Origin of the sequence: Sphingobacterium sp. PCS056 (assembly GCF_023273895.1) — a bacterium.
Taxonomy (GTDB): Bacteria; Bacteroidota; Bacteroidia; order Sphingobacteriales; family Sphingobacteriaceae; genus Sphingobacterium.
On sequence record NZ_CP096883.1, the window covers coordinates 395,072 to 415,833 of the forward strand.

At 34.0% G+C, this 20,762-nt stretch carries 20 protein-coding genes; 11 read left to right on the forward strand and 9 right to left on the reverse strand.

The features are described from left to right. The first annotated feature begins 382 nt into the window (after window positions 1-382). From MUB18_RS01600 to MUB18_RS01630, 7 genes are all read left to right on the forward strand, one after another. Window positions 383-3,814 (forward strand): response regulator, encoded by a 3,432-nt coding sequence (locus MUB18_RS01600; RefSeq protein WP_248754793.1) that lies wholly within the window; start codon window positions 383-385, stop codon window positions 3,812-3,814. A gap of 11 nt (window positions 3,815-3,825) precedes the next feature. After that, the gene (locus MUB18_RS01605; RefSeq protein WP_248754794.1) at window positions 3,826-4,635 is read left to right on the forward strand and encodes a CheR family methyltransferase; all 810 of its coding nucleotides are present in this window, start codon (window positions 3,826-3,828) and stop codon (window positions 4,633-4,635) included. Window positions 4,636-4,697: 62 nt separating this feature from the next. Beyond that, on the forward strand, window positions 4,698-5,264 hold the full coding sequence (locus MUB18_RS01610; protein ID WP_248754795.1) for a chemotaxis protein CheB: 567 nt from the start codon (window positions 4,698-4,700) through the stop codon (window positions 5,262-5,264). Between the two features lie 7 nt (window positions 5,265-5,271). Continuing rightward, on the forward strand, window positions 5,272-6,876 hold the full coding sequence (locus tag MUB18_RS01615; RefSeq protein ID WP_094771778.1) for a response regulator: 1,605 nt from the start codon (window positions 5,272-5,274) through the stop codon (window positions 6,874-6,876). A gap of 43 nt (window positions 6,877-6,919) precedes the next feature. After that, window positions 6,920-7,450 carry a plastocyanin/azurin family copper-binding protein gene (locus tag MUB18_RS01620; protein WP_045755417.1) on the forward strand — a complete coding sequence of 177 codons (531 nt, stop codon included), beginning with the start codon at window positions 6,920-6,922 and terminating at the stop codon, window positions 7,448-7,450. Between the two features lie 181 nt (window positions 7,451-7,631). Beyond that, window positions 7,632-9,038 (forward strand): dihydrolipoyl dehydrogenase, encoded by a 1,407-nt coding sequence (lpdA, locus tag MUB18_RS01625; protein WP_248754796.1) that lies wholly within the window; start codon window positions 7,632-7,634, stop codon window positions 9,036-9,038. Window positions 9,039-9,104: 66 nt separating this feature from the next. Beyond that, entirely contained in the window at window positions 9,105-9,512 is a 408-nt protein-coding gene (locus MUB18_RS01630; RefSeq protein WP_045753588.1) for an acyl-CoA thioesterase, read from the forward strand. A gap of 19 nt (window positions 9,513-9,531) precedes the next feature. Here the strand turns inward: MUB18_RS01630 and MUB18_RS01635 are convergent, their stop codons facing one another. Further along, window positions 9,532-9,825, reverse strand: coding sequence for a DUF3817 domain-containing protein (locus MUB18_RS01635; RefSeq protein WP_045753587.1), 294 nt, complete (start codon window positions 9,823-9,825; stop codon window positions 9,532-9,534). Between the two features lie 254 nt (window positions 9,826-10,079). Here MUB18_RS01635 and lpdA (MUB18_RS01640) point away from each other — a divergent pair, with 254 nt between their 5' ends. Next, window positions 10,080-11,468 (forward strand): dihydrolipoyl dehydrogenase, encoded by a 1,389-nt coding sequence (gene lpdA / locus MUB18_RS01640; RefSeq protein ID WP_045753586.1) that lies wholly within the window; start codon window positions 10,080-10,082, stop codon window positions 11,466-11,468. Between the two features lie 77 nt (window positions 11,469-11,545). Here the strand turns inward: lpdA (MUB18_RS01640) and MUB18_RS01645 are convergent, their stop codons facing one another. From MUB18_RS01645 to MUB18_RS01660, 4 genes are all read right to left on the reverse strand, one after another. Then, window positions 11,546-12,553, reverse strand: coding sequence for a LacI family DNA-binding transcriptional regulator (locus tag MUB18_RS01645; protein WP_248754797.1), 1,008 nt, complete (start codon window positions 12,551-12,553; stop codon window positions 11,546-11,548). Window positions 12,554-12,690: 137 nt separating this feature from the next. Next, entirely contained in the window at window positions 12,691-13,236 is a 546-nt protein-coding gene (locus MUB18_RS01650) for an HAD family hydrolase (protein WP_248754798.1), read from the reverse strand. A gap of 5 nt (window positions 13,237-13,241) precedes the next feature. Beyond that, window positions 13,242-13,730, reverse strand: a complete 489-nt coding sequence (locus MUB18_RS01655; protein WP_248754799.1) for a hypothetical protein — start codon at window positions 13,728-13,730, stop codon at window positions 13,242-13,244. Between the two features lie 143 nt (window positions 13,731-13,873). After that, on the reverse strand, window positions 13,874-14,530 hold the full coding sequence (locus tag MUB18_RS01660) for an ABC transporter ATP-binding protein (RefSeq protein WP_248755916.1): 657 nt from the start codon (window positions 14,528-14,530) through the stop codon (window positions 13,874-13,876). A gap of 173 nt (window positions 14,531-14,703) precedes the next feature. Between MUB18_RS01660 and sucC the strand changes: the two genes are divergently transcribed. From sucC to MUB18_RS01675, 3 genes are all read left to right on the forward strand, one after another. Then, window positions 14,704-15,897 carry an ADP-forming succinate--CoA ligase subunit beta gene (gene sucC / locus MUB18_RS01665; RefSeq protein ID WP_045752524.1) on the forward strand — a complete coding sequence of 398 codons (1,194 nt, stop codon included), beginning with the start codon at window positions 14,704-14,706 and terminating at the stop codon, window positions 15,895-15,897. Window positions 15,898-16,081: 184 nt separating this feature from the next. Beyond that, on the forward strand, window positions 16,082-17,527 hold the full coding sequence (gene asnS, locus MUB18_RS01670; RefSeq protein ID WP_045752523.1) for an asparagine--tRNA ligase: 1,446 nt from the start codon (window positions 16,082-16,084) through the stop codon (window positions 17,525-17,527). A gap of 100 nt (window positions 17,528-17,627) precedes the next feature. Further along, a complete protein-coding gene (locus MUB18_RS01675) occupies window positions 17,628-18,248 on the forward strand; it encodes an L-threonylcarbamoyladenylate synthase (RefSeq protein WP_045752522.1) in 621 nt (206 codons plus the stop codon). Here MUB18_RS01675 and MUB18_RS01680 read toward each other — a convergent pair. The 4 genes from MUB18_RS01680 to recF are packed head-to-tail and all read right to left on the reverse strand — an operon-like array spanning window position 18,243 to window position 20,757. Next, a complete protein-coding gene (locus MUB18_RS01680; protein WP_248754800.1) occupies window positions 18,243-18,689 on the reverse strand; it encodes an SRPBCC domain-containing protein in 447 nt (148 codons plus the stop codon). The two genes, MUB18_RS01675 and MUB18_RS01680, sit on opposite strands and share 6 nt — an antisense overlap. Window positions 18,690-18,733: 44 nt before the next feature. Next, window positions 18,734-19,306 carry a Crp/Fnr family transcriptional regulator gene (locus MUB18_RS01685; protein ID WP_094771776.1) on the reverse strand — a complete coding sequence of 191 codons (573 nt, stop codon included), beginning with the start codon at window positions 19,304-19,306 and terminating at the stop codon, window positions 18,734-18,736. A gap of 28 nt (window positions 19,307-19,334) precedes the next feature. Beyond that, window positions 19,335-19,661: a DUF721 domain-containing protein gene (locus MUB18_RS01690; RefSeq protein ID WP_084405271.1), complete on the reverse strand. Its 327-nt coding sequence runs from the start codon at window positions 19,659-19,661 to the stop codon at window positions 19,335-19,337. Further along, window positions 19,654-20,757: a DNA replication/repair protein RecF gene (gene recF / locus MUB18_RS01695; protein WP_045752519.1), complete on the reverse strand. Its 1,104-nt coding sequence runs from the start codon at window positions 20,755-20,757 to the stop codon at window positions 19,654-19,656. Before recF ends, MUB18_RS01690 begins: the two co-directional genes overlap by 8 nt. Between the last annotated feature and the right edge of the window lie 5 nt (window positions 20,758-20,762).

Consider the following 20,762-nt stretch of genomic DNA (forward strand, 5'->3'; position numbering starts at 1 on the left):
TTAATTAAATAGTAATTTTCTTAAAGATATTAAATAATGATCAAAAATATACTATAGTAGATCGAAAAGTGAAGATAAATAATCAAAAAGTAATAAGTTATAATACAGCAAGCATTCATATATACTGGAAAAATTAACAATAAAATCTACGATTACTTACTCATTTTTTTTACTACTTTTACTGATCATATATAATCATTTTAATTTGTGAGATTTCAATAAAGATTTTCTAAAAACCGCTAAATATTAAGCATATATAAGTATTCAAAAAAAGAATACTTGCAAAATAGCAAGTAAAAAAAACAAATAATAATTACCTCATCTCTAATATCAATTAGAGATCTATTTAATGCATTTTCAACATATTAATCGCTATACCAGAATGAAAAAGCTACGTTTTCAGCAACAACTTATCATTGGAATTATATTTTCATTTCTCATCATACTATCCGCATCACTTTTTCTTTTTGTTCAATTGGAAAAACACTCAACTTACGAACGAGATGTTATTCAGAATGCTGAAGCCAAATTTGATCTGATCGATAAAGTCAAAAACAGTATTGCGAAAGTTAATCATGCAAAACTTGAATACCATACTGAAGAAAAAGAAAGTGCACTTATGCCCTATGTCAATGAAATCAACCTACCCTTAGAAGTTATAAAAAACTTAAGCAAAAAAGATACATATTTTATTTTTGACAGCAACAAATTAAATAACCTAAAAAACTCACTGCTAGAATTTTATGATTTCGACCGTGATATTGAACTCAGTAAAAAGAACAAGTATCATGTCTTAAATATTAACAATAAGCGATCAGATATTCAAAATCAAATATCTATAATTTCTAAAGAACTCATTGATAAAAGAAAAGAATTAATACAAAAGTCAACAGATCAATTAGAAAAGACCATGTTTATCACTTACTTTTTAATATTCGTTGGTCTTGCTATTATGGTCTATATTTTCATTGTTGTACTTAATGTCTTTAAGACATTAAAAAAGAGCATTGTAGATCAAAAAGAATCAAATGCTGCATTATTAAAACTTTCAACGGAAGTCGAACAGAATAATGCCATTTTAAACAACATTAATATATTAGACGAAGATTTAAGAGGTGATTTTAATGAAAAAGAGATTGCCACTATTGGTTTAAATAATATTTGTAAAACGACTAATGCATTAGCCGGTACAGTATATGTAAAAAAAGAAAATAGCACTAATTTCTATCTTTTAGCAAAAAAGGGTATTCCGGCAGAGACTAACATAAAAAATATAATCTTAGAAGGTGATGGCATATTGAGTGATGTCATGAAAGACAAAAAACTTCAGATAATTCGTGATGTCAATGCGGATAAATATCACGTTGCTTCTTCTTTGATCAATAAATTTGAAGCACACTTATATCTTATTCCTATTGTATATGAAAATGAATCCATCGGCATCATCGAGTTAATCTGTCAAATGGAAAGCAAAAAGGAAGAACAACTGATCGAATATCTAAATAGTGTAAGCAAAATACTTGCGATCAGTTTAACAGTTGCACAAGCACATACAAAAATGGCAGAGCTGTATGAAGAATTACAACAACAAACGGAAGAGCTCGAAGCACAGCAAGAGGAATTAAGAACAACAAATGAGGAACTTGGTTACAAAACCAACTTACTTGAAGCTTCAGAAGAGGAACTAAGAGTACAACAAGAAGAGTTAGTACAAACAAATAATGAATTGGATGAAAAAGCGAAATTACTCCAAGAACAAAATAATGAATTGGAGAAAGCTAAAGACAAAATCGCTCTAAAAATTCGCGAAGTAGAATTAGCTTCCAATTACAAGTCTGAATTTATGGCCAACATGAGCCACGAGCTCCGTACTCCGCTAAATAGTATCTTAATTTTGGCCAAATTATTACAAGATAATAAACAAGAAAATCTGACAACCGAACAGATTAAATATTCCAATGTGATTCACAATGCAGGAACAGATCTTTTGCATCTCATCAATGACCTCCTTGATTTAGCAAAAATTGAGTCTGGTAAAGTTGAGTTATCTCAAGAAAATATCGACACGAAAGATCTAATCGATTATATTGAAGTTTTTTTTAAAAATACAGCAGAAGATAAAAAGATAAATTTTAAAATAAAAACATCTTCCAATGTCCCTATTCACTTTTTCTCAGATGAATATCGAATACAACAAATTTTGAAAAACCTACTTTCTAATGCGTTCAAATTTACGCATGCAAACGGAGATGTAATCATGGAAATCGACTTGGATGGTGATGGCGGCCTGTCTTTCAAAGTGACAGATACAGGTATTGGTATCGCTGCAGACAAACAAAAATTAATTTTCGAAGCGTTTAAACAAGAAGATGGTTCTACAAGCCGCAAATATGGTGGTACGGGATTAGGTTTGTCAATTTGTAGAGAAACAGCAAAATTATTAGGAGGAAAAATTTCTTTAACAAGTAAAGTTGGAGCAGGTAGTTCTTTCACATTTACGTTGCCGTTAAATGAATCGACAACTATCGCAAAAATGAAAGAAATTGTGATTGAAGAACCGCGGGAAATAATAAAAACTTCCACTTCCCCAATAATTAGTAAAAATGAATCTACAATTCATAGTGATGAAAATTCAAATACATTACTCATTATTGAAGATGATCTCATATTCGCCGATATACTAAAAGACTATGCCGAAGCGCACCATTATGAGGTCATATTAGCACATGATGGTGAAGAAGGGCTAGAAAAAGCATTTTTTCTAAAACCAAAAGCGATCATTTTAGATATTATGCTACCCAAAATAGATGGGTGGAATGTACTTAAATCTTTAAAGGCCAATCCAAATACATCTGCCATTCCAGTACATATGATGTCTGCTGGTACATATTTGGCAAATGAACCTATTATCGCCGGAGCAATTGGCTTTATGGCTAAGCCAGTATCTGAAGAAACATTAGAAAAAACGTTTAAAAAAATTCAAGCAATGCTTGAAAACTCAGTAAAAAAAGTGTTATTAATTGAAGATCAACACATCCAAAGTGACTTTATAAAACATGGACTTAAAGAAGAAAAAATAATAGTTGATCAAGCTTACGACGCCAACAAAGCTCTTGAATTATTAGCAAATAAAGCGAATAAATATGACTGCATTATTTTAGATCTAAACTTACCAGATAAATCAGGTGTTGAATTACTGGATGAAATAAAATCAGATGAAACGTACAGAGAAACACCAATTATAATCAATACCGCGATGGAATTGACTTCTGAACAAACAGCCAGAATTTTGAAACATTCACAAGCTATGGTTCTTAAATCAGCCAAATCCAATGATCGACTCATCGATGAAGTTCGCTTATTCTTAAATAAAATAAATCAGGAACCAGAAGATAAGGGCCGTATTACAAATAAAATAAAAGATTTTAAGCTTGAAAAAACTTTAGAAAATAAAACTATTTTATTGGCAGACGATGATATGAGAAATATTTTTGCATTGACTAGTGCATTTGAAAGCTATAATATTCAAGTAGAAATTGCCAACAATGGACAAGAAGCATTAGATATCCTTAATGAAGATAATGCGATTGATCTGGTCCTTATGGACATTATGATGCCTGTAATGGATGGTTACGAAGCTATTGAACAAATTCGTAAAAATAGAAAATATATTGATTTACCAATTATTGCTATTACAGCCAAAGCGATGAAAGGTGATAAAGAAAAAGCAATCGAGGCTGGGGCTAATGACTATGTCAGTAAGCCAATAGATATTGATAAATTAATTTCATTAATCCGTGTTTGGGTTAGTTAAATAAATTAAATATGCTAAACTATACCGAATTAGACGAAATAATAGAAATCATTAAAAATTTTCATGGTTTGGATATATCTGGATATTCAAAAGCATCTTTAAAAAGACGAATAACTAGAATTATGGATCTTAATAAATTGGATCTTGTCGGTTTAAAATCAAATTTAATAAATCAAGAAGGTTTCCTGAATTACTTTATACCTGAAATGACTGTTAACGTCACAGAGATGTTCCGAGATCCAGAATTTTATATTGCTGTAAAAACGAAGCTCTTTCCGTACCTGGAGACTTATCCTCACATAAAAATTTGGAGTGCAGGATGTTCAACGGGAGAAGAAGTTTACTCATTAGCTATTTTATTAAAAGAATGCAATTTACTAAGCCGTTCCTTCATATATGGCACTGATATTAACCATCTCGTTATAGAGAAAGCCAAACAAGGCATTTATAGTTTAACGAAGTTAAAAGAATATTCAGAAAACTTTATTAAAACAAAAGCTGAGCATTCATTATCAGAATATTATACGGCCATGTATGACGCAGCAACCATTCAAAATGATGTAAAGAAACACCTCTTATTTTCAATTCATAATCTGATTACAGATGGTGTTTTCAATGAGTTTCAAGTCATTACTTGCCGCAACGTTTTAATATATTTTGATATCCAATTGCAAGAAAAAGTATTTGATCTATTTTATGACTCACTTTGCAAATTAGGATTTCTATGTTTGGGCTCAAAGGAATCATTGATTAACTATAAACGTGCGCATCTATTTAAATTAATTGATAAAAAAAACAATATTTATCAAAAAATAGCGTAATGAAAACATCATGAATAAAATATTCATAATGGTCACATCGCTGATAAAAACAATTCAACCTGATGAAAAAGGGAAATAAAATATTGCTATTGGGGGGGTCTGCAGGAGGTTTTGGGGTGATCTTAAACTTATTAAAATCAATTCCTAAAAATTTCCCAATCCCAATAGTTGTAATTGTCCATCGAAATCCAAAATTTGAATCTAATTTTGAGTATGTTTTAAAAAATACATTTGCCATACAAATTAAATCCGCAGAGGACAAAGAAACAATTGAAGGGGGAAAAGTTTACTTTGCTCCTCCAGGCTATCATTTATTAATAGAACCAGATTTCAAACTCGCATTGGACAATTCTGAACCAGTTCAATTCTCAAGACCTTCCATAGATGTTACCATGGAATCGGCTTCTGAAGTTTATCAAGAAAACTGTATTGCAATCCTCTTTTCTGGAGCAAATCAAGATGGAGCAAAAGGATTATTAGCGATTAAAAATAATGGGGGAATAGGTATCGTACAGCATCCCGATTCTGCAGAAGTTGCAACAATGCCTCAAGCAGCAATAGACATAAATGCCCAGCATCATATTTATACGACTGAAGAAATTGTCAAGTACATTCATCAATTAAATTGATTAATAAATGAAAAACATAAACTTATTAATAGTTGATGATAAAATCGAAAATATCATTAGTTTAACAGCGCTTTTAAATGATATTGAAAATATCAATATTATAAGTAGCCAGGATCCTAATGAAGCTCTTCGCTTATGTTATAAGCAAAATATTGACATTGCTTTGGTAGATGTACAGATGCCTGAAATCAACGGTTTTGAATTTGTATCCCTCATAAAACATAACCCTAAGACCAGTCACATTATTGCGATTATGGTCACAGCTATCTCTAAAGAGGAAAAGTACCTCATTCAAGGATTAAATAGTGGTGCTGTAGATTATTTATATAAACCACTAAGCCCAGAAATAACAATTGCTAAGGTAAAATCTTTCGTGCAGCAGGTACAGACTCAAAATGAAATCAAAGAAAAAAATAATGCCTTAGAAAAGTCTAAAGAAGAATTAATACGGGCAAAAGAAGAAGCTGAATTAGCTCGAAAATCTAAAGAAACATTTCTAGCCAATATGAGCCACGAAATACGCACTCCTATCAATGGGGTAATGGGTATCGCACAAATGCTCAAAAACTCCCCCCTATCTATAGAACAACAAGATTGGGTCAACAAATTAAACAGTGCGTCACTGAATTTACTTAATATCGTTAATGATATTTTAGATCTGTCAAAATTTGATTCGGGTATGATGAAACTCGAACTCGAACCGACCTCCGTACATGATATTACAGACGATTTAAAAAATCTATTTGTACACAAAGCAATACATAAAGGATTAAATTTCTCTATCAAAATAGATGATAAAATCGATAGTTTCTTCTTAGCGGATCCTCTGAGACTTAAACAAATTCTTACGAATTTTATATCAAACAGTTTCAAGTTCACTGCCCATGGTCGTATTGATCTATGCATTAATCTTATTGATAGCAATACATCCAAATTATATCTACAGTTTATCGTCATTGATACAGGTATAGGGATACCAGAGCAATCATTGGAAAAAATATTTTTTGCCTTTGAACAGGGAGAAGACGGTATAACCAAAAAATTTGGTGGAACAGGACTAGGATTAGCCATTGTAAAAAAGCTCGCTACATTACTTGGAGGAAAAGTCATAGCTTCGAGCGAATATGGAAAAGGTAGCACATTTACTTTTGAATGTTGGTTCGATCGAACAACAGCGGTCAAAAAAACGAAACCCGAAAAGATATTATATTCAGAATTAAGCAGTTTTGACAATTTAAAAATTTTAGTTGCTGAAGATAATGAACTAAACAGTTTCATGTTAGCCAATATTCTAAGAACTTGGAATTGTCAGATTGAAACGGCAAGTAATGGAAAAATAGCATTAGAAAAAGTGGAAGAGAAAACATTCGATATTATTTTCATGGATTCTCATATGCCTATTATGAGTGGTTTTGAAACGATTAGAAGGATACGAGAGCATAGTAATCCTGATATCGCTAATATTCTCATTATATCAATTTCAGCATCCGTATTAGAAGCAGAACAACAAGAAGCGCTTGAGGCAGGAGCAAACAAAGTGATCGGAAAACCATTTGATCCAAACCATCTACATGCCATGATTGAAAAATTATTACGCAAAAGAAACAATTAAAAGCAATATTTTGCCTATTTTTAGTAAAAAATATAATAACATAATGAAAAAATTATTTGTTTTACCAGCCATTGCTTTAGCAATATCTTTTGCTTCTTGCGGAGGCAATTCAACAACAAAAGAAAACAGTGCAACAACTGAGCAAACGCCTGCAGATGCCACAGTAGCAGAAACGATCCCTGGAATTGAAAATGTTGAACTTTCTAACACACTAGCATTAGAAGGAAATGATGCGATGAAATTTGACAAAAATTTATTCCGCGTTAAAGCAGGAGAACCTGTAGAATTAACATTTAAAAATGTAGGATCAATGCCTAAAGAATCGATGGGGCATAATGTCGTTATCTTAAAACCAGGAACTGATCTAGCTACATTTGGTGGTGAAGCTGCTGGAGCAAAAGCGGATGAATATGTACCAAAATCGGCTCTTTCCTCTGTAATTGCACACACAAAATTATTAGGACCTGGTGAAACAGACAAAATTACTTTTACATTGGAAAAAGGAAATTATGATTTCATCTGTAGCTTCCCTGGACACTATGGTGTAATGCAAGGAAAAATTGTTGCAGAATAATCAATAAGAAATATGACTTTAAAGGCATTCCTAAAACAAGGGGTGCCTTTTTTATGACGTTACATTTTTAATGAAATTAACAACAGGTCTTTATTTCAAATTTATACATGATTTTAACAAAAATAGGTTTCCTATAAAGTTAATTATAACTAAATTTGCTGAAACATTTAAAACGTAATCGATGCAATACGACGTAATAGTAATTGGAAGTGGACCAGGCGGATATGTAGCAGCAATCCGTTGTGCACAATTAGGGTTAAAAACTGCTGTCATTGAGAAGTATAGCACTTTTGGAGGAACTTGTTTAAATGTAGGCTGTATCCCTTCAAAAGCTTTGTTAGATTCATCAGAACATTACCACAATGCTGCACATTCCTTCGAAGCACATGGTATCAGCTTAAGTAATTTAAAGGTTGATATGAAAAAAATGATTGCTCGCAAAGATGATGTTATCAACCAAAATACCGCAGGTATTACATATCTTTTTAAAAAGAACAAAGTTGAAAGCTTTCAAGGAATTGGTTCATTTGTAGATAAAAATACCATTAAAATCACAAAAGAAGACGGTACTTCCGAGCAAATCACAGGTAAAAATGTAATTATTGCAACAGGTTCAAAACCGACCTCTTTACCATTCTTACCAGTAGATAAAAAGAGAATTATTACTTCTACAGAAGCGTTAAATTTGACAGAGATCCCTAAGCACTTAATCGTTATTGGAGGTGGTGTAATTGGGCTTGAATTAGGTTCTGTTTACGCTCGTCTAGGTTCTAAAGTTTCCGTTGTGGAATTTGCAAAGTCGATCATCGGTACAATGGATGGTGGCTTAGGCAAAGAATTACAACGTGTTTTGAAAAAATCTGTAGGAATGGAATTCTATACTGGTCACAAAGTAACAGGTGCTACTGCAAAAGGTAAAGCAGTTACCGTTACAGCTGAGAATCCAAAAGGAGAAATCATTTCTTTAGAAGGTGATTATTGTATTGTAGCCGTTGGACGTACAGCATATACTGAAAACCTAGGTTTAGAAAACATAGGTATTACGGTTGAAGAAAGAGGTAAAAAAATTACTGTAAATGATCATTTAGAAACAATTGTTCCAGGTGTTTATGCAATTGGAGATGTTGTAAAAGGTGCTATGCTTGCACACAAAGCAGAAGACGAAGGTATCTTCGTAGCAGAACGCATTGTAGGTCAAAAACCACATATCGACTATAATTTAATCCCTGGTGTTGTTTACACTTGGCCTGAAGTTGCCTCAGTTGGTAAAACTGAAGAGCAATTAAAGGAAGCGGGTGTTAAATACAAAACTGGTTCATTCTCATTTAAAGCTTCTGGTCGTGCCAAAGCTTCAATGGATACAGATGGTTTTGTAAAAATATTAGCCGATGCCGAAACTGATGAAGTTATTGGAGTACATATGATTGGTCCAAGAGCTGCAGACATGATAGCAGAAGCAGTAGTCGCTATGGAATACCGTGCATCAGCAGAAGATATAGGCCGCATATGCCACGCACATCCGACCTACACTGAAGCAATAAAAGAAGCTGCTTTAGCGGCAACCGCAAATAGAGCAATTCACGCTTAAAAAATATAAAAGGGGGAAATTAACATTTTCCTCTTTTTTAAGTTCTTACATCGCTTAAAAAAACACATGAACTTCTATACAAGAAAATGGGTAAAACCAGAAGATTTAAATCCTAATGGTTCGCTATTTGGAGGAACACTGCTGAGATGGATCGACGAAGAAGCTGTTATTTATGCTATCGTACAACTTTCAAATTCATATGTAGTCACAAAATACATCTCTGAAATCAATTTTGTAAGCTCCGCACAACAAGGTGATATCATAGAACTAGGAATAGAAGCAATTAATTTTGGAACAACATCGATCACTATGCGTTGTGAGGTCCGAAATAAAATTACACGAAAAACGATACTCTCCATTGACAAATTAGTATTCGTCAATCTCAATAAGGAGGGAGTACCGACCCCACACGGACGGACAGAAATTACTTATGCTTACGTAGGTATTGATAAAATAAAAAAGGATGACAGTTAAATCATCCTTTTTTTATGATTTATTTCTTTTGACCTGTTATTATCTTTTTTACATCCAGCTCCACCCAAAAACCTACTATGGGGATCAGGGAAGCTAATAAATAAACCAATGGACGTCTCCAATTCCATTTATACTCCACGGTACACATAATCAACATAATGACAAAAATAACCACAAAAAATCCATGAATTGAACCAGCGATCTTTACCGCTTCAGGAGTTTCAAAAAAGTATTTCAGTGGCATAGCCAAAAAAAACAAACAAATAGTTGAAATCGCTTCCCAAAGTGCAATTTGTCTAAAAATACGGAGCATAAAAACTTGATTTAAAAATGTCTAATCTCAAAAATAGAATTATTTAATGAGATGAATATTTTATAATTAATGGTTTGACCCTCCTTTGACATAATTAAAATTTTTATCGCATTTGTTTATTAGAATCTGCCAATTTAATGTCGATGTAATTTATAACATTCAGAAAAAATGCGTACTTTTGAAACAAGCTTTGCTATTTTGAATATCTTGAAATTCAAAATAGATTGAGCATTCAACTACACAATAATTATTTTATGAATTACGACATCATTGTAATTGGTAGTGGTCCTGGTGGATATGTTGCTGCCATTAGAGCCTCACAATTAGGTTTCAAAACTGCTATCATCGAGCGCGAATCTTTAGGAGGTATTTGTCTAAATTGGGGCTGTATACCAACTAAAGCTCTATTAAAAAGTGCACAAGTTTTTGAATATTTAAATCATGCTGCTGAATATGGTATCAATGTACAAGGCGGTGAGCCTGACTTTGATGCAATTATTAAAAGAAGTCGTGGCGTAGCTGATGGAATGAGCAAAGGTATTCAATTCTTAATGAAGAAGAATAAAATTGACGTCATCAATGGTACTGCAAAGATCAAAAAAGGTGGTAAAATCGATGTAAAAGCTGCAGATGGTTCATCAAAAGAATACACAGCCAAACACACGATTTTAGCGACTGGAGCACGTTCACGTGAATTACCTAACCTGCCTCAGGATGGTAAAAAAATTATCGGATATAGACAAGCACTAGTTCTTCCAAAACAACCAAAATCTCTTGTTATCGTTGGCTCTGGAGCTATCGGAATCGAATTTGCATATTTCTATAATGCCATTGGCACGAAAGTAACAGTTGTAGAATTCATGGACAGAATTGTTCCAGTTGAAGATGAAGAAATATCAAAGCAATTAGAAAAAAGCTTAAAGAAACAAGGCATTAACATTTTAACTTCATCCGAAGTACAGTCTGTTGATACATCAGGTACTTTAAGCAAAGTAAATATCAAGTCTGCAAAAGGTATGGAAGTGATCGAAGCTGAAGTAGTCCTATCAGCAGTAGGTATCATGCCAAATATTGAAAATTTAGGTCTTGAAGAAGTTGGAGTAAATACAGATCGTGGTCGCGTTGTGGTTGACGATTATTATAAAACAAACATTGATGGTGTCTATGCTATCGGTGATATTGTAAAAGGACAAGCGTTGGCGCACGTAGCATCAGCAGAAGGAATTTTATGTATAGAAGCGATCAAAGGTCTTCATGTAGAACCAATCGATTATAACAACATCCCAGGATGTACTTACTGTTCTCCTGAAATTGCCTCTGTAGGCTATACAGAGAAAGCAGCAAAAGAAGCTGGTTACGATATTAAAGTTGGTAAATTCCCTTTCTCAGCCTCTGGCAAAGCGTCAGCTTCTGGAGCGAAAGATGGTTTTGTAAAAGTTATATTTGATGCAAAATACGGTGAATTCTTAGGAGCCCATATGATTGGTGCAAATGTTACTGAAATGATTGCCGAAATTGTGGTAGCAAGAAAATTAGAAACAACTGGTCATGAAATGATTAAAGCGATCCATCCTCACCCTACAATGAGTGAAGCGATCATGGAAGCTTGTGCTGATGCTTATGATGAAGTGATTCATTTATAACATCAACACGATTAATATAAAATAGAAAGAGCTTATCATGTGATAAGCTCTTTCTATTTTATATTAAAAAAGAAGGATTACATAATCAATCTTGATTTGAAAACAATCTGTTGTGGAGCCAAGCCTGCATTATTTATTTTCTCAAATAAAATCTCTGCAGCCTTTTTGGCTTGATTTCCTGGAAATTGTTCGATACAACCCATTGGAGGATTTTCCATATATTTCCATAAAGGATAATTAGCATAGCTAATAAAATGAATATCATGATTTAAAACCAGTCCCCTGTTTCGAGCTGCCTTCATAACATCCAAGGTCACAAAATCATTGAAAGAAACAACAGCAGTTGGCCTTTCCGGTAGAGCATACAGTTTTTCCATAGCTGCCTCATTCCCTTCAGTAGTCAGATCTGTATTTACAATATATTTTTCATCATAATCCAAACCATTACGCTTTAATGCAGACAAGAAAGAATTTTTGCGCTCTTCACTTGCAGGAAGCAATTGGGGGCCATTGATAAGTGCTATTTTAACATGACCTCGAGCAACAAAAGCATCAATTGCCTCATTCATACCAGTTGCAAGATCACTCTCCACTTTATTGATTTTAGGAATATCAGGAACGCAGTCAAAAAATACAATAGGAGTTCCAGAGTTTTCTAATTTCTCTAGAAACTCTAAGTTTGTTGTATTCTTTCCTACTGACATCAAAACCCCGTCAACACGATGACTCTTAAATGTTTTCAATATCCTTTCTTCCCTTTCAGCATCATCCAATGATTGGCCCATGATTACGGTATACTTACGATCATTAGACACATTTTCAATTTCACTAATTGCAGAAGAAAAGAATGGTTCAGAAAGGCTTGGTAATAAAACACCGATCGTAAACGTTTTTCGTTGCTTAAAAAATATAGCCGTTTGATTTGGCTCGTAATTCAATTCCTCAGCCACTTTTTTCACACGCATGGTCGTCACTAACCCAATACTTGGATGATCATTCAATGCTCGAGATACAGTAGATGGCGAAATTTTTAGCTTCTTAGCTATTTCTTTGATTGTGGTTGGTTTATCCCCTTGCATACTCATAGTCGAATCTCACTAAATTTACATTCCGATAAATATAACATTTTTTAGCATATTTTTAGAATAAGAGTTTTATTTAAGAAAAGACAGATTTAAATGCAAATTATAAACAATTGACTATCAATAGCTAAATCGAAAAACTACCGATCAATATGTACAAATTCACTTTTAGCTATTTGAAGTTCTTCAGCGATAAAATCCAAGGGTTCCAGATTACGAAACTGCAACTCATCGACAAAATATACCCTTAATTTAGAAGCCAATGCACCCCATTCAATATGCTTTATTTTATTCAATTGCATTAACGGATTACCTTTTGTCAAAATACAAATCTGTTTACCATCAGTAACAATAGCGTTCAACAATTCTATGATACCATCCTTCATCAATAATTTAACTGGTAGTACCGCGTTGACAAATAGTCGCTCAAAATGCTCTTTATACTTCAGATCAAAATGAAAATTATCTGCCGCATGCTCAAAAATTAGCTCTTCACCCTGATGCTCCAAATGATCTTTAAAGAAAGAAACCAAATCAGCTTGAGGCGGAAAAGTCTCCGTAAACTCCAAAAAGTTAGCAAAGAGATAATACACCTGTAATACATAATCTCGCTTTGGATAAATAACGTCATCCAATTCAAAAATAAAAACTTTTTTATCTGAAGGAAAGTCCTGATATTTTAACATAAAAATTAATCTTTTGCCACAGCACACAGAGCGAAATCATCGCCCGAGTCAGAAATTATAAACAAACCGTCCATGGATGAATCAACCGTTTCAAAATCATTAAGTAAAGATTTACCAGCAATTAATAAAACCAAAGCCAATTCTTTGCTCGGATTCTCAATTACAAAGTAGTCTTGCAATACATCATGCGAGGGTACAATTACTTTAATATCATATTCTTCAAATAAAACTTTAGCCTCAGATAAAGGTTCAAATTCATAACTCCCCAAAGGCAAAACGTAATCAATATGTTGGTCTAAACTTATTTTTAGTACTTCATGCGCATATGTCGGCATTAGCCCAGCTGGAATTTTAAAATATTTTCCAGAATTTAATAACAGCGATGGAATTTCTTCCGAACTCGCAAAAAAAACATCAAATTCATGCTCTAATAGCTTAGCAATACGCTGTCCTAACCCTCTAGTACCAAAGGTTATCAGTATTCTTTTCTTCATCAGAATAATTATTTAATTAATGAGTGTTAGCTATGTAGATATTATTGAGCCCGTTTCACTCGATTTTAAAAACGTTGAAGCTATCATAAACACGAGATACCACGTAAAAGTATGCCAACAGTATTCATGATGTTCAACATATATTATAATGCAATCACATTCCCGTCGCGCATATGAATGGTGCGATCAGAGATACGAGCCAACTCCTCATTATGAGTAACGATAACAAAAGTTTGTTGAAATTTATCTCTAAGATCAAAAAACAATTGATGTAGTGCCGTAGCATTCTCCGAATCCAAATTACCAGAAGGTTCATCAGCAAGGATAATAAATGGATTATTAATCAGCGCACGCGCAACCGACACCCGCTGTTGTTCTCCTCCGGACATATGTGTAGGTTTATGGCTGGCACGATGTGCTACACCAAGCAAATCCAATATCTCCATGGCACGAATCTCTGCCTCTTTACGTCCTACACCTTTGATAAAAGCAGGTATACATACATTCTCTAATGCCGTAAATTCAGGTAGTAAATGATGAAACTGAAACACAAAACCGATGTGTTCATTGCGAAATGCACTGAGTTTTTTTGCGCTCAAACCACTAATATTAGTCCCATTAATATACAATTCACCTTTATCAGCCAAATCCAAAGTCCCGATAATGTGAAGAAGCGTACTTTTTCCAGCCCCAGAGGCGCCAACAATACTCACGATTTCACCTTTTGCAACTTCGATATCCACACCTTTTAAAATAGGCAAAGGACCATATGATTTGAAAATACTTTTGGCTTGTAACATCATATGACAAAGTTAAATATTTTTTACGAACAAACCCTTTGAATAAATCAAGACCTTTTAACTCCATATCCGCCAATTAGTATATAATAAAAGTCAATTTAAGCTAAATTTATGCTCCAGAACTTGACCATTCACTTAAAAAATAATACTTTTACAACACAAACATTTTTGCAATGAACATTCACGAATATCAAGGAAAAGAAATACTTAAAAGTTTTGGCGTAAGAGTACAAGAAGGTATTGTTGCTGAAACTCCAGAGCAAGCTGTAGAAGCTGCTAAAAAATTGAAAGAAGAATACAATTCGGACTGGGTTGTAATCAAGGCTCAAATTCATGCTGGTGGTCGCGGTAAAGGTGGTGGCGTTAAATTAGCTAAAAACCTAGAAGAAGTATCACAACGTGCTACAGATATCATCGGTATGCAATTAGTAACTCCTCAAACTGGTGCTGAAGGTAAAAAAGTAAATAAAGTATTAGTTGCTCAAGATGTTTACTATCCTGGTGAAAGTGAAACTAAAGAATTTTATGTATCTGTGTTATTAGACCGTACAAAAGGTCGTAATATCATTATGTATTCTACAGAAGGTGGAATGGATATTGAAGAAGTAGCAGAGAAAACTCCAAACTTAATCTTCAAAGAAGAAATCGACCCTAAAGTTGGTTTACAAGGTTTCCAAGCACGTAAAATTGCTTTCAACTTAGGTTTAACAGGTGCTGCACACAAAGAAATGGTGAAGTTCGTTGCTGCTTTATACAAAGCATACGATTCAACAGATTCTTCGATGTTCGAAATCAACCCTGTATTAAAAACATCTGACGATAAAATTTTAGCTGTAGATGCGAAAGTAGATTTAGATGAAAACGCATTATACCGTCACCCAGATTATGCAGCATTACGCGATGTAACTGAAGAAGATCCTACAGAAGTCGAAGCTGGTAAATCTAACTTAAACTACGTAAAACTTGATGGTAACGTAGGTTGTATGGTAAATGGTGCCGGTCTTGCAATGGCAACCATGGACATCATCAAAATTGCTGGTGGTGAGCCTGCAAACTTCTTAGATGTAGGTGGTACTGCAAATGCTGAAACTGTAAAAGCTGGTTTTAATATTATTTTATCAGATCCAAATGTAAAAGCAATCTTAATTAACATTTTCGGTGGTATCGTTCGTTGTGACCGTGTAGCACAAGGTGTAATTGATGCTTACAATGAAATCGGTAATATCCCTGTACCAATTATCGTACGTCTTCAAGGTACTAATGCTGCTGAAGCAAAAAAACTAATTGATGATTCAGGCTTACAAGTTTATTCTGCAATTCAATTACATGAAGCTGCTGAATTAGTAACAAAAGTATTAAAAGGTTAATTTCCCTTTAAAAACAATATCAAAAGCCTCTGGAAATTTTCAGAGGCTTTTTTAATTGAATAAATATATACAATTTCTAAATAAATCACTGATTTTTATAAATTATACGCTATTTTTGAATCTCGTATAAAAAAATAAGATCCTGATCTGATATTTAGACCTTATTTGAAATGCTACAATAAAAATGGAACATACTCGTATAAAAGAATTATTAAATGCCACTGATTTTGGGCATGAAGTTATTGTTAAAGGTTGGGTTAAAACTTTCCGTAACAATCAATTTATAGCAATTAATGATGGATCTTCCGTTCACAATATCCAAGCAGTAGTTGATTTTGAAAACACACCAGAAGCTTTGTTAAAAAGAATCACAACTGGTGCTGCATTACGTGTAAAGGGAAATTTAGTTGAATCACAAGGTAAAGGTCAAAAAGTTGAGATCAAAGTAAACGAATTGACGATTTTAGGTGATTCAGATGCTGAAAAATATCCTTTACAACCCAAAAAGCACAGTTTAGAGTTTTTACGTGAAATCGCTCATTTACGTTTTCGCACAACAACTTTTAATGCCGTATTTAAAGTTCGTAACGCCCTGGCATTTGCAGTACACAAGTTTTTCAATGATAAAGATTTTGTATATATGCATACTCCAATTATCACAGGATCTGATGCCGAAGGTGCAGGAGAAATGTTCCGTGTGACAGCACTAGATCTCAATAATCTTCCACGTACAGAAAGTGGTGACATTGACTTTAAAGAAGATTTTTTCGGCAAATCAACAAACTTAACAGTTTCTGGACAATTAGAAGGTGAACTAGCTGCAATGGCATTTGGCAACATCTATACATTTGGACCAACATTTCGTGCTGAAAATTCAAATACGACACGTCACTTAGCAGAATTCTGGATGATTGAACCAGAGATGGCGTTTTACGAATTAGAAGATAACATGGATCTTGCAGAAGATTTGCTCAAATATGTGATCAAATATGCACTGGATACATGCCCCGAAGAAATTGAATTCTTAAAAACACGTTTATTAGAAGAAGAAAAAAATAAACCTGCTGCAGAAAGAGCAGAGCTAAATCTAATCGACAAATTAACATTTGTACTCAACAATGATTTCGAACGTGTAACCTATACAGAAGCCATTGATATATTAAAACGTAGCAAACCAAATCAAAAGAAGCAATTCAAATACTTAATTGACGAATGGGGAGCTGATTTACAATCCGAGCACGAACGTTATTTAGTTGAGAAACACTATAAAAAACCAGTCATACTCATTGATTATCCAGCGGAGATCAAATCATTTTATATGAAGCAAAATGATATTGATGCCAACGGGCACAAAACAGTACGTGCTATGGATATACTTTTCCCTGGTATCGGTGAGATGGTAGGCGGATCCCAACGCGAAGAAAATCTGGACAAGTTATTAACCAGAATGGCTGAAGTTAATATCCCAGCAGAAGAAATGGAATGGTTTTTAGATACACGTCGTTATGGTTCGGCACCTCACTCAGGATTTGGATTAGGATTTGAGCGTTTAGTATTATTCGTAACAGGTATGACCAATATTAGAGATGTCATCCCATTTCCGCGCACGCCAAACAACGCAGAATTTTAATCAATAGCAAACACATAAAAAGCGGTCAAAACCCATTCAGTTTTGGCCGCTTTTCTTTTATATACAAATAATTTGTAATTTAGCAATATATCAAAGTCTTATGTTAGTCCGAATATACGATAATAATCCAAATGAGAAATCAATACAACAAGTAGTTGATATTCTAAAAAAAGGTGGAGTTATCATCTACCCCACCGATACGGTTTACGGTATCGGATGCGACATTACGAATCAGAAAGCTATTGAAAAAGTTTGTGAAATTCGAGGGTTAAAAGCCGACAAGGCCAATCTATCCTTTATTTGCTATGACCTGACAGATATATCACTATATACCAAACCTTTCGATACAACAGTCTTTAGGGTATTAAAAAAAGCTCTACCTGGACCATTCACTTTTATATTCAATGCCAGTAGCCAAGTTCCAAAATTATTAAGTTCAAAAAAGAAAACTGTAGGTATTCGGGTTCCTGATAATAATATCGTACGTGAAATAGTTCGTGTACTGGGCAACCCCATTGTCACAGCCTCCATTCGTGATGAAGACGACATTTTAGAATATTCGACAGATCCTGAACTCATTCACGAAAAATATGAAAACTTGGTCGATTTAGTTATTGATGGCGGTTACGGTGATAATGTTGCCTCAACAGTTGTAGATCTGACAGAAGGTGAATTTGAAATCATCAGAGCTGGTAAAGGAAATTTAGAGGAATATCTATAAGATATTCCTATTCTCCACCTGTTCTTTTAAAGCCACATTAAAAGACTTAAAATCATTGTAGGTTACACCATAGATCATCTTTCGAAAAAAATAAATCAACACTCCCGAAAAGTATTCTCCTTGAGTCAAAACTGTTTCATGATCAGATTTTTTCTCGAGTATAAAATAATGTTCACCATCAAACAATCCTGGTACAATAAGACTACCCTTCCAACGAAGTTCCTTCAAAGGAGTAATGTTTAGAAACAGAGGATTCATATTCATACTGGGCCCCTTAGACTGTTCTAATCTAACCTTAGATCTTTGTCCAACACTTGGAATAGAAAAAAACTGCTTTATTGTAGGACTCCAGTCCGGATATTTATTAAAATCAGACAATACGATCCAAACCGATTCGATTGAAGCTTTAATAGTGATTGAATTTTCGATATGTGCTTTCATATACCAAAACTAGTATATTCAAACAACCATGCCCTTGACTTTTATCAAGAATTTATCTTCGCTCTAATACGGCTCAAAGTTTCAGGAGACATACCCAATACAGAAGCTATATATTGAAGAGGAACACGATTAAACAGCGCTTTATTCTGTTCAAAATACAAATGGTAACGTTCCTCAGCCGTATGAGCTATAAAATTATAAATACGATCTTCTAATTGTAAAAAACACTTGGCAATAAATCGCTTCTCTAAACGATTCCAGTCAGGTATATGTGTTTCAAATTGAAGATAATCCTTTTTAGAAATGGAAAGCAATTTAGTATCTGTCAACATCTGGATGCTCCAACGCGCAGGTTGATCAAAAAGAAATGAAGATAGATCCGTAACAAAGTACCCCTCCTGTCCTATCCATTGTGTAACCTCGCCTGAGGCCGTTTCTTTAAAAACCCTTACGATCCCAGATTGAATAAAACTCAATCGCTCACAACGATTATACTGTTCTAAAAAATAGGTGCCTTTTGACAGATTTTCTTCCAAGAAAGAAGATAATATAGGTGTTAGGTTCTTTGGAGAAATATCAAAAAGTTGAATGATTTGGGATTCAAAAAATGTATTCATCTATTGAAGATAATCATTTCAAATTAAATTATAGGACCACTAGCTCCTCGACAATAACACGGCCCACATGCTCATTGACACGCCCGAGTATCTGTTTACGCATTAAAACCAGTTCATTTTTAATAACTGCAGATTCGACTTTCACAAATAGCTTTTTATCTTTGATATAAATTTGCTTTGTACGGTTAGCAATAGCTTTACCAATCAATGTCGGCCACACTGCCAAAATAGAAGTTTCCTCAAATTTACGTTTTAATTTGTATGCATCAAGAAGACGTTCAATAGCTTCCTTTATGGTGATATCATCACTAGAACGAATATATTCCAATGCACCTTTATACTTCTTATCATACATAAACTTCACCTCCTGCTATGTCAAAGATACGTACTGGACTAGCAATCGCATCAAAAATTCGCTTAATTCTTTTTGCATCTGTATCTGTCAGAAAAATTTGACCAAATTCATCATCCGAAACCATCTGCATCAACTTGTGGGTACGCTTATCATCCAATTTATCAAAGATATCATCCAAAAGCAAAAGAGGTTTAAACCCTTTCTTTTGTTGAAAGAAAGAATATTGGGCTAGTTTTAATGCGATTAAAAAAGATTTTTGTTGTCCCTGAGACCCAAATTTTTTCAAAGGCATGCCTCCGTGAATCGTAAAAATCAAATCATCTTTATGGATACCAACCGAAGTTCTCTCCAACGCGCGATCCCGATCAAGATTTTTCTCTAAAATATTCAAAAACGAATCCTCCATTAAAGGAGACTCATAGACAAGCTGAACAGTCTCAGCATTCTCAGTAAGATATAGATAATGACGATCAAACTCCGGCTGAAATTCAGTCATAAAAGCAACACGTTTACCATATATTACTGTACCAACTTCTTCAAGTTGCATATTTAAAACCTCAACAAGCCCCAAATCCAATACACCACTTTGCTTAGCCTGCTTCAACAGCATATTACGTTGGGCAATGATCTTATTATAAATGATAAGTGTATCCAGGTATTTATTATCAGTCTGAGAAATGACATTATCAATAAATTTACGGCGTTCTTCACTACCATCCGTAATAATCATACTGTCATTAGGAGAAATCATCACTAAAGGAAATTGACCGATATGATCAGCCAATCTAGGATAATCTTTTTTATTCTTCTTGAACTGTTTCTTTTGATTACGTTTGATGCTACAGGATATCACATCATGAAGCTGATCCTTTTCAAAAGACCCCTGCAACATAAACCAATCTTGGCCCTGTTTGATATGTTGCGAGTCAATGGGATTAAAATAACTTTTACACAAAGAAAGATAGTGGATAGCATCCAACAGATTTGTCTTACCAACACCATTATCCCCGGCAAAAGCATTTACCTCTGGCAAGAATTCTAAAGAAGATTCTGAATAATTTTTAAAATTTAAAACTGAAAGCTGACGCAACCACATAGCAC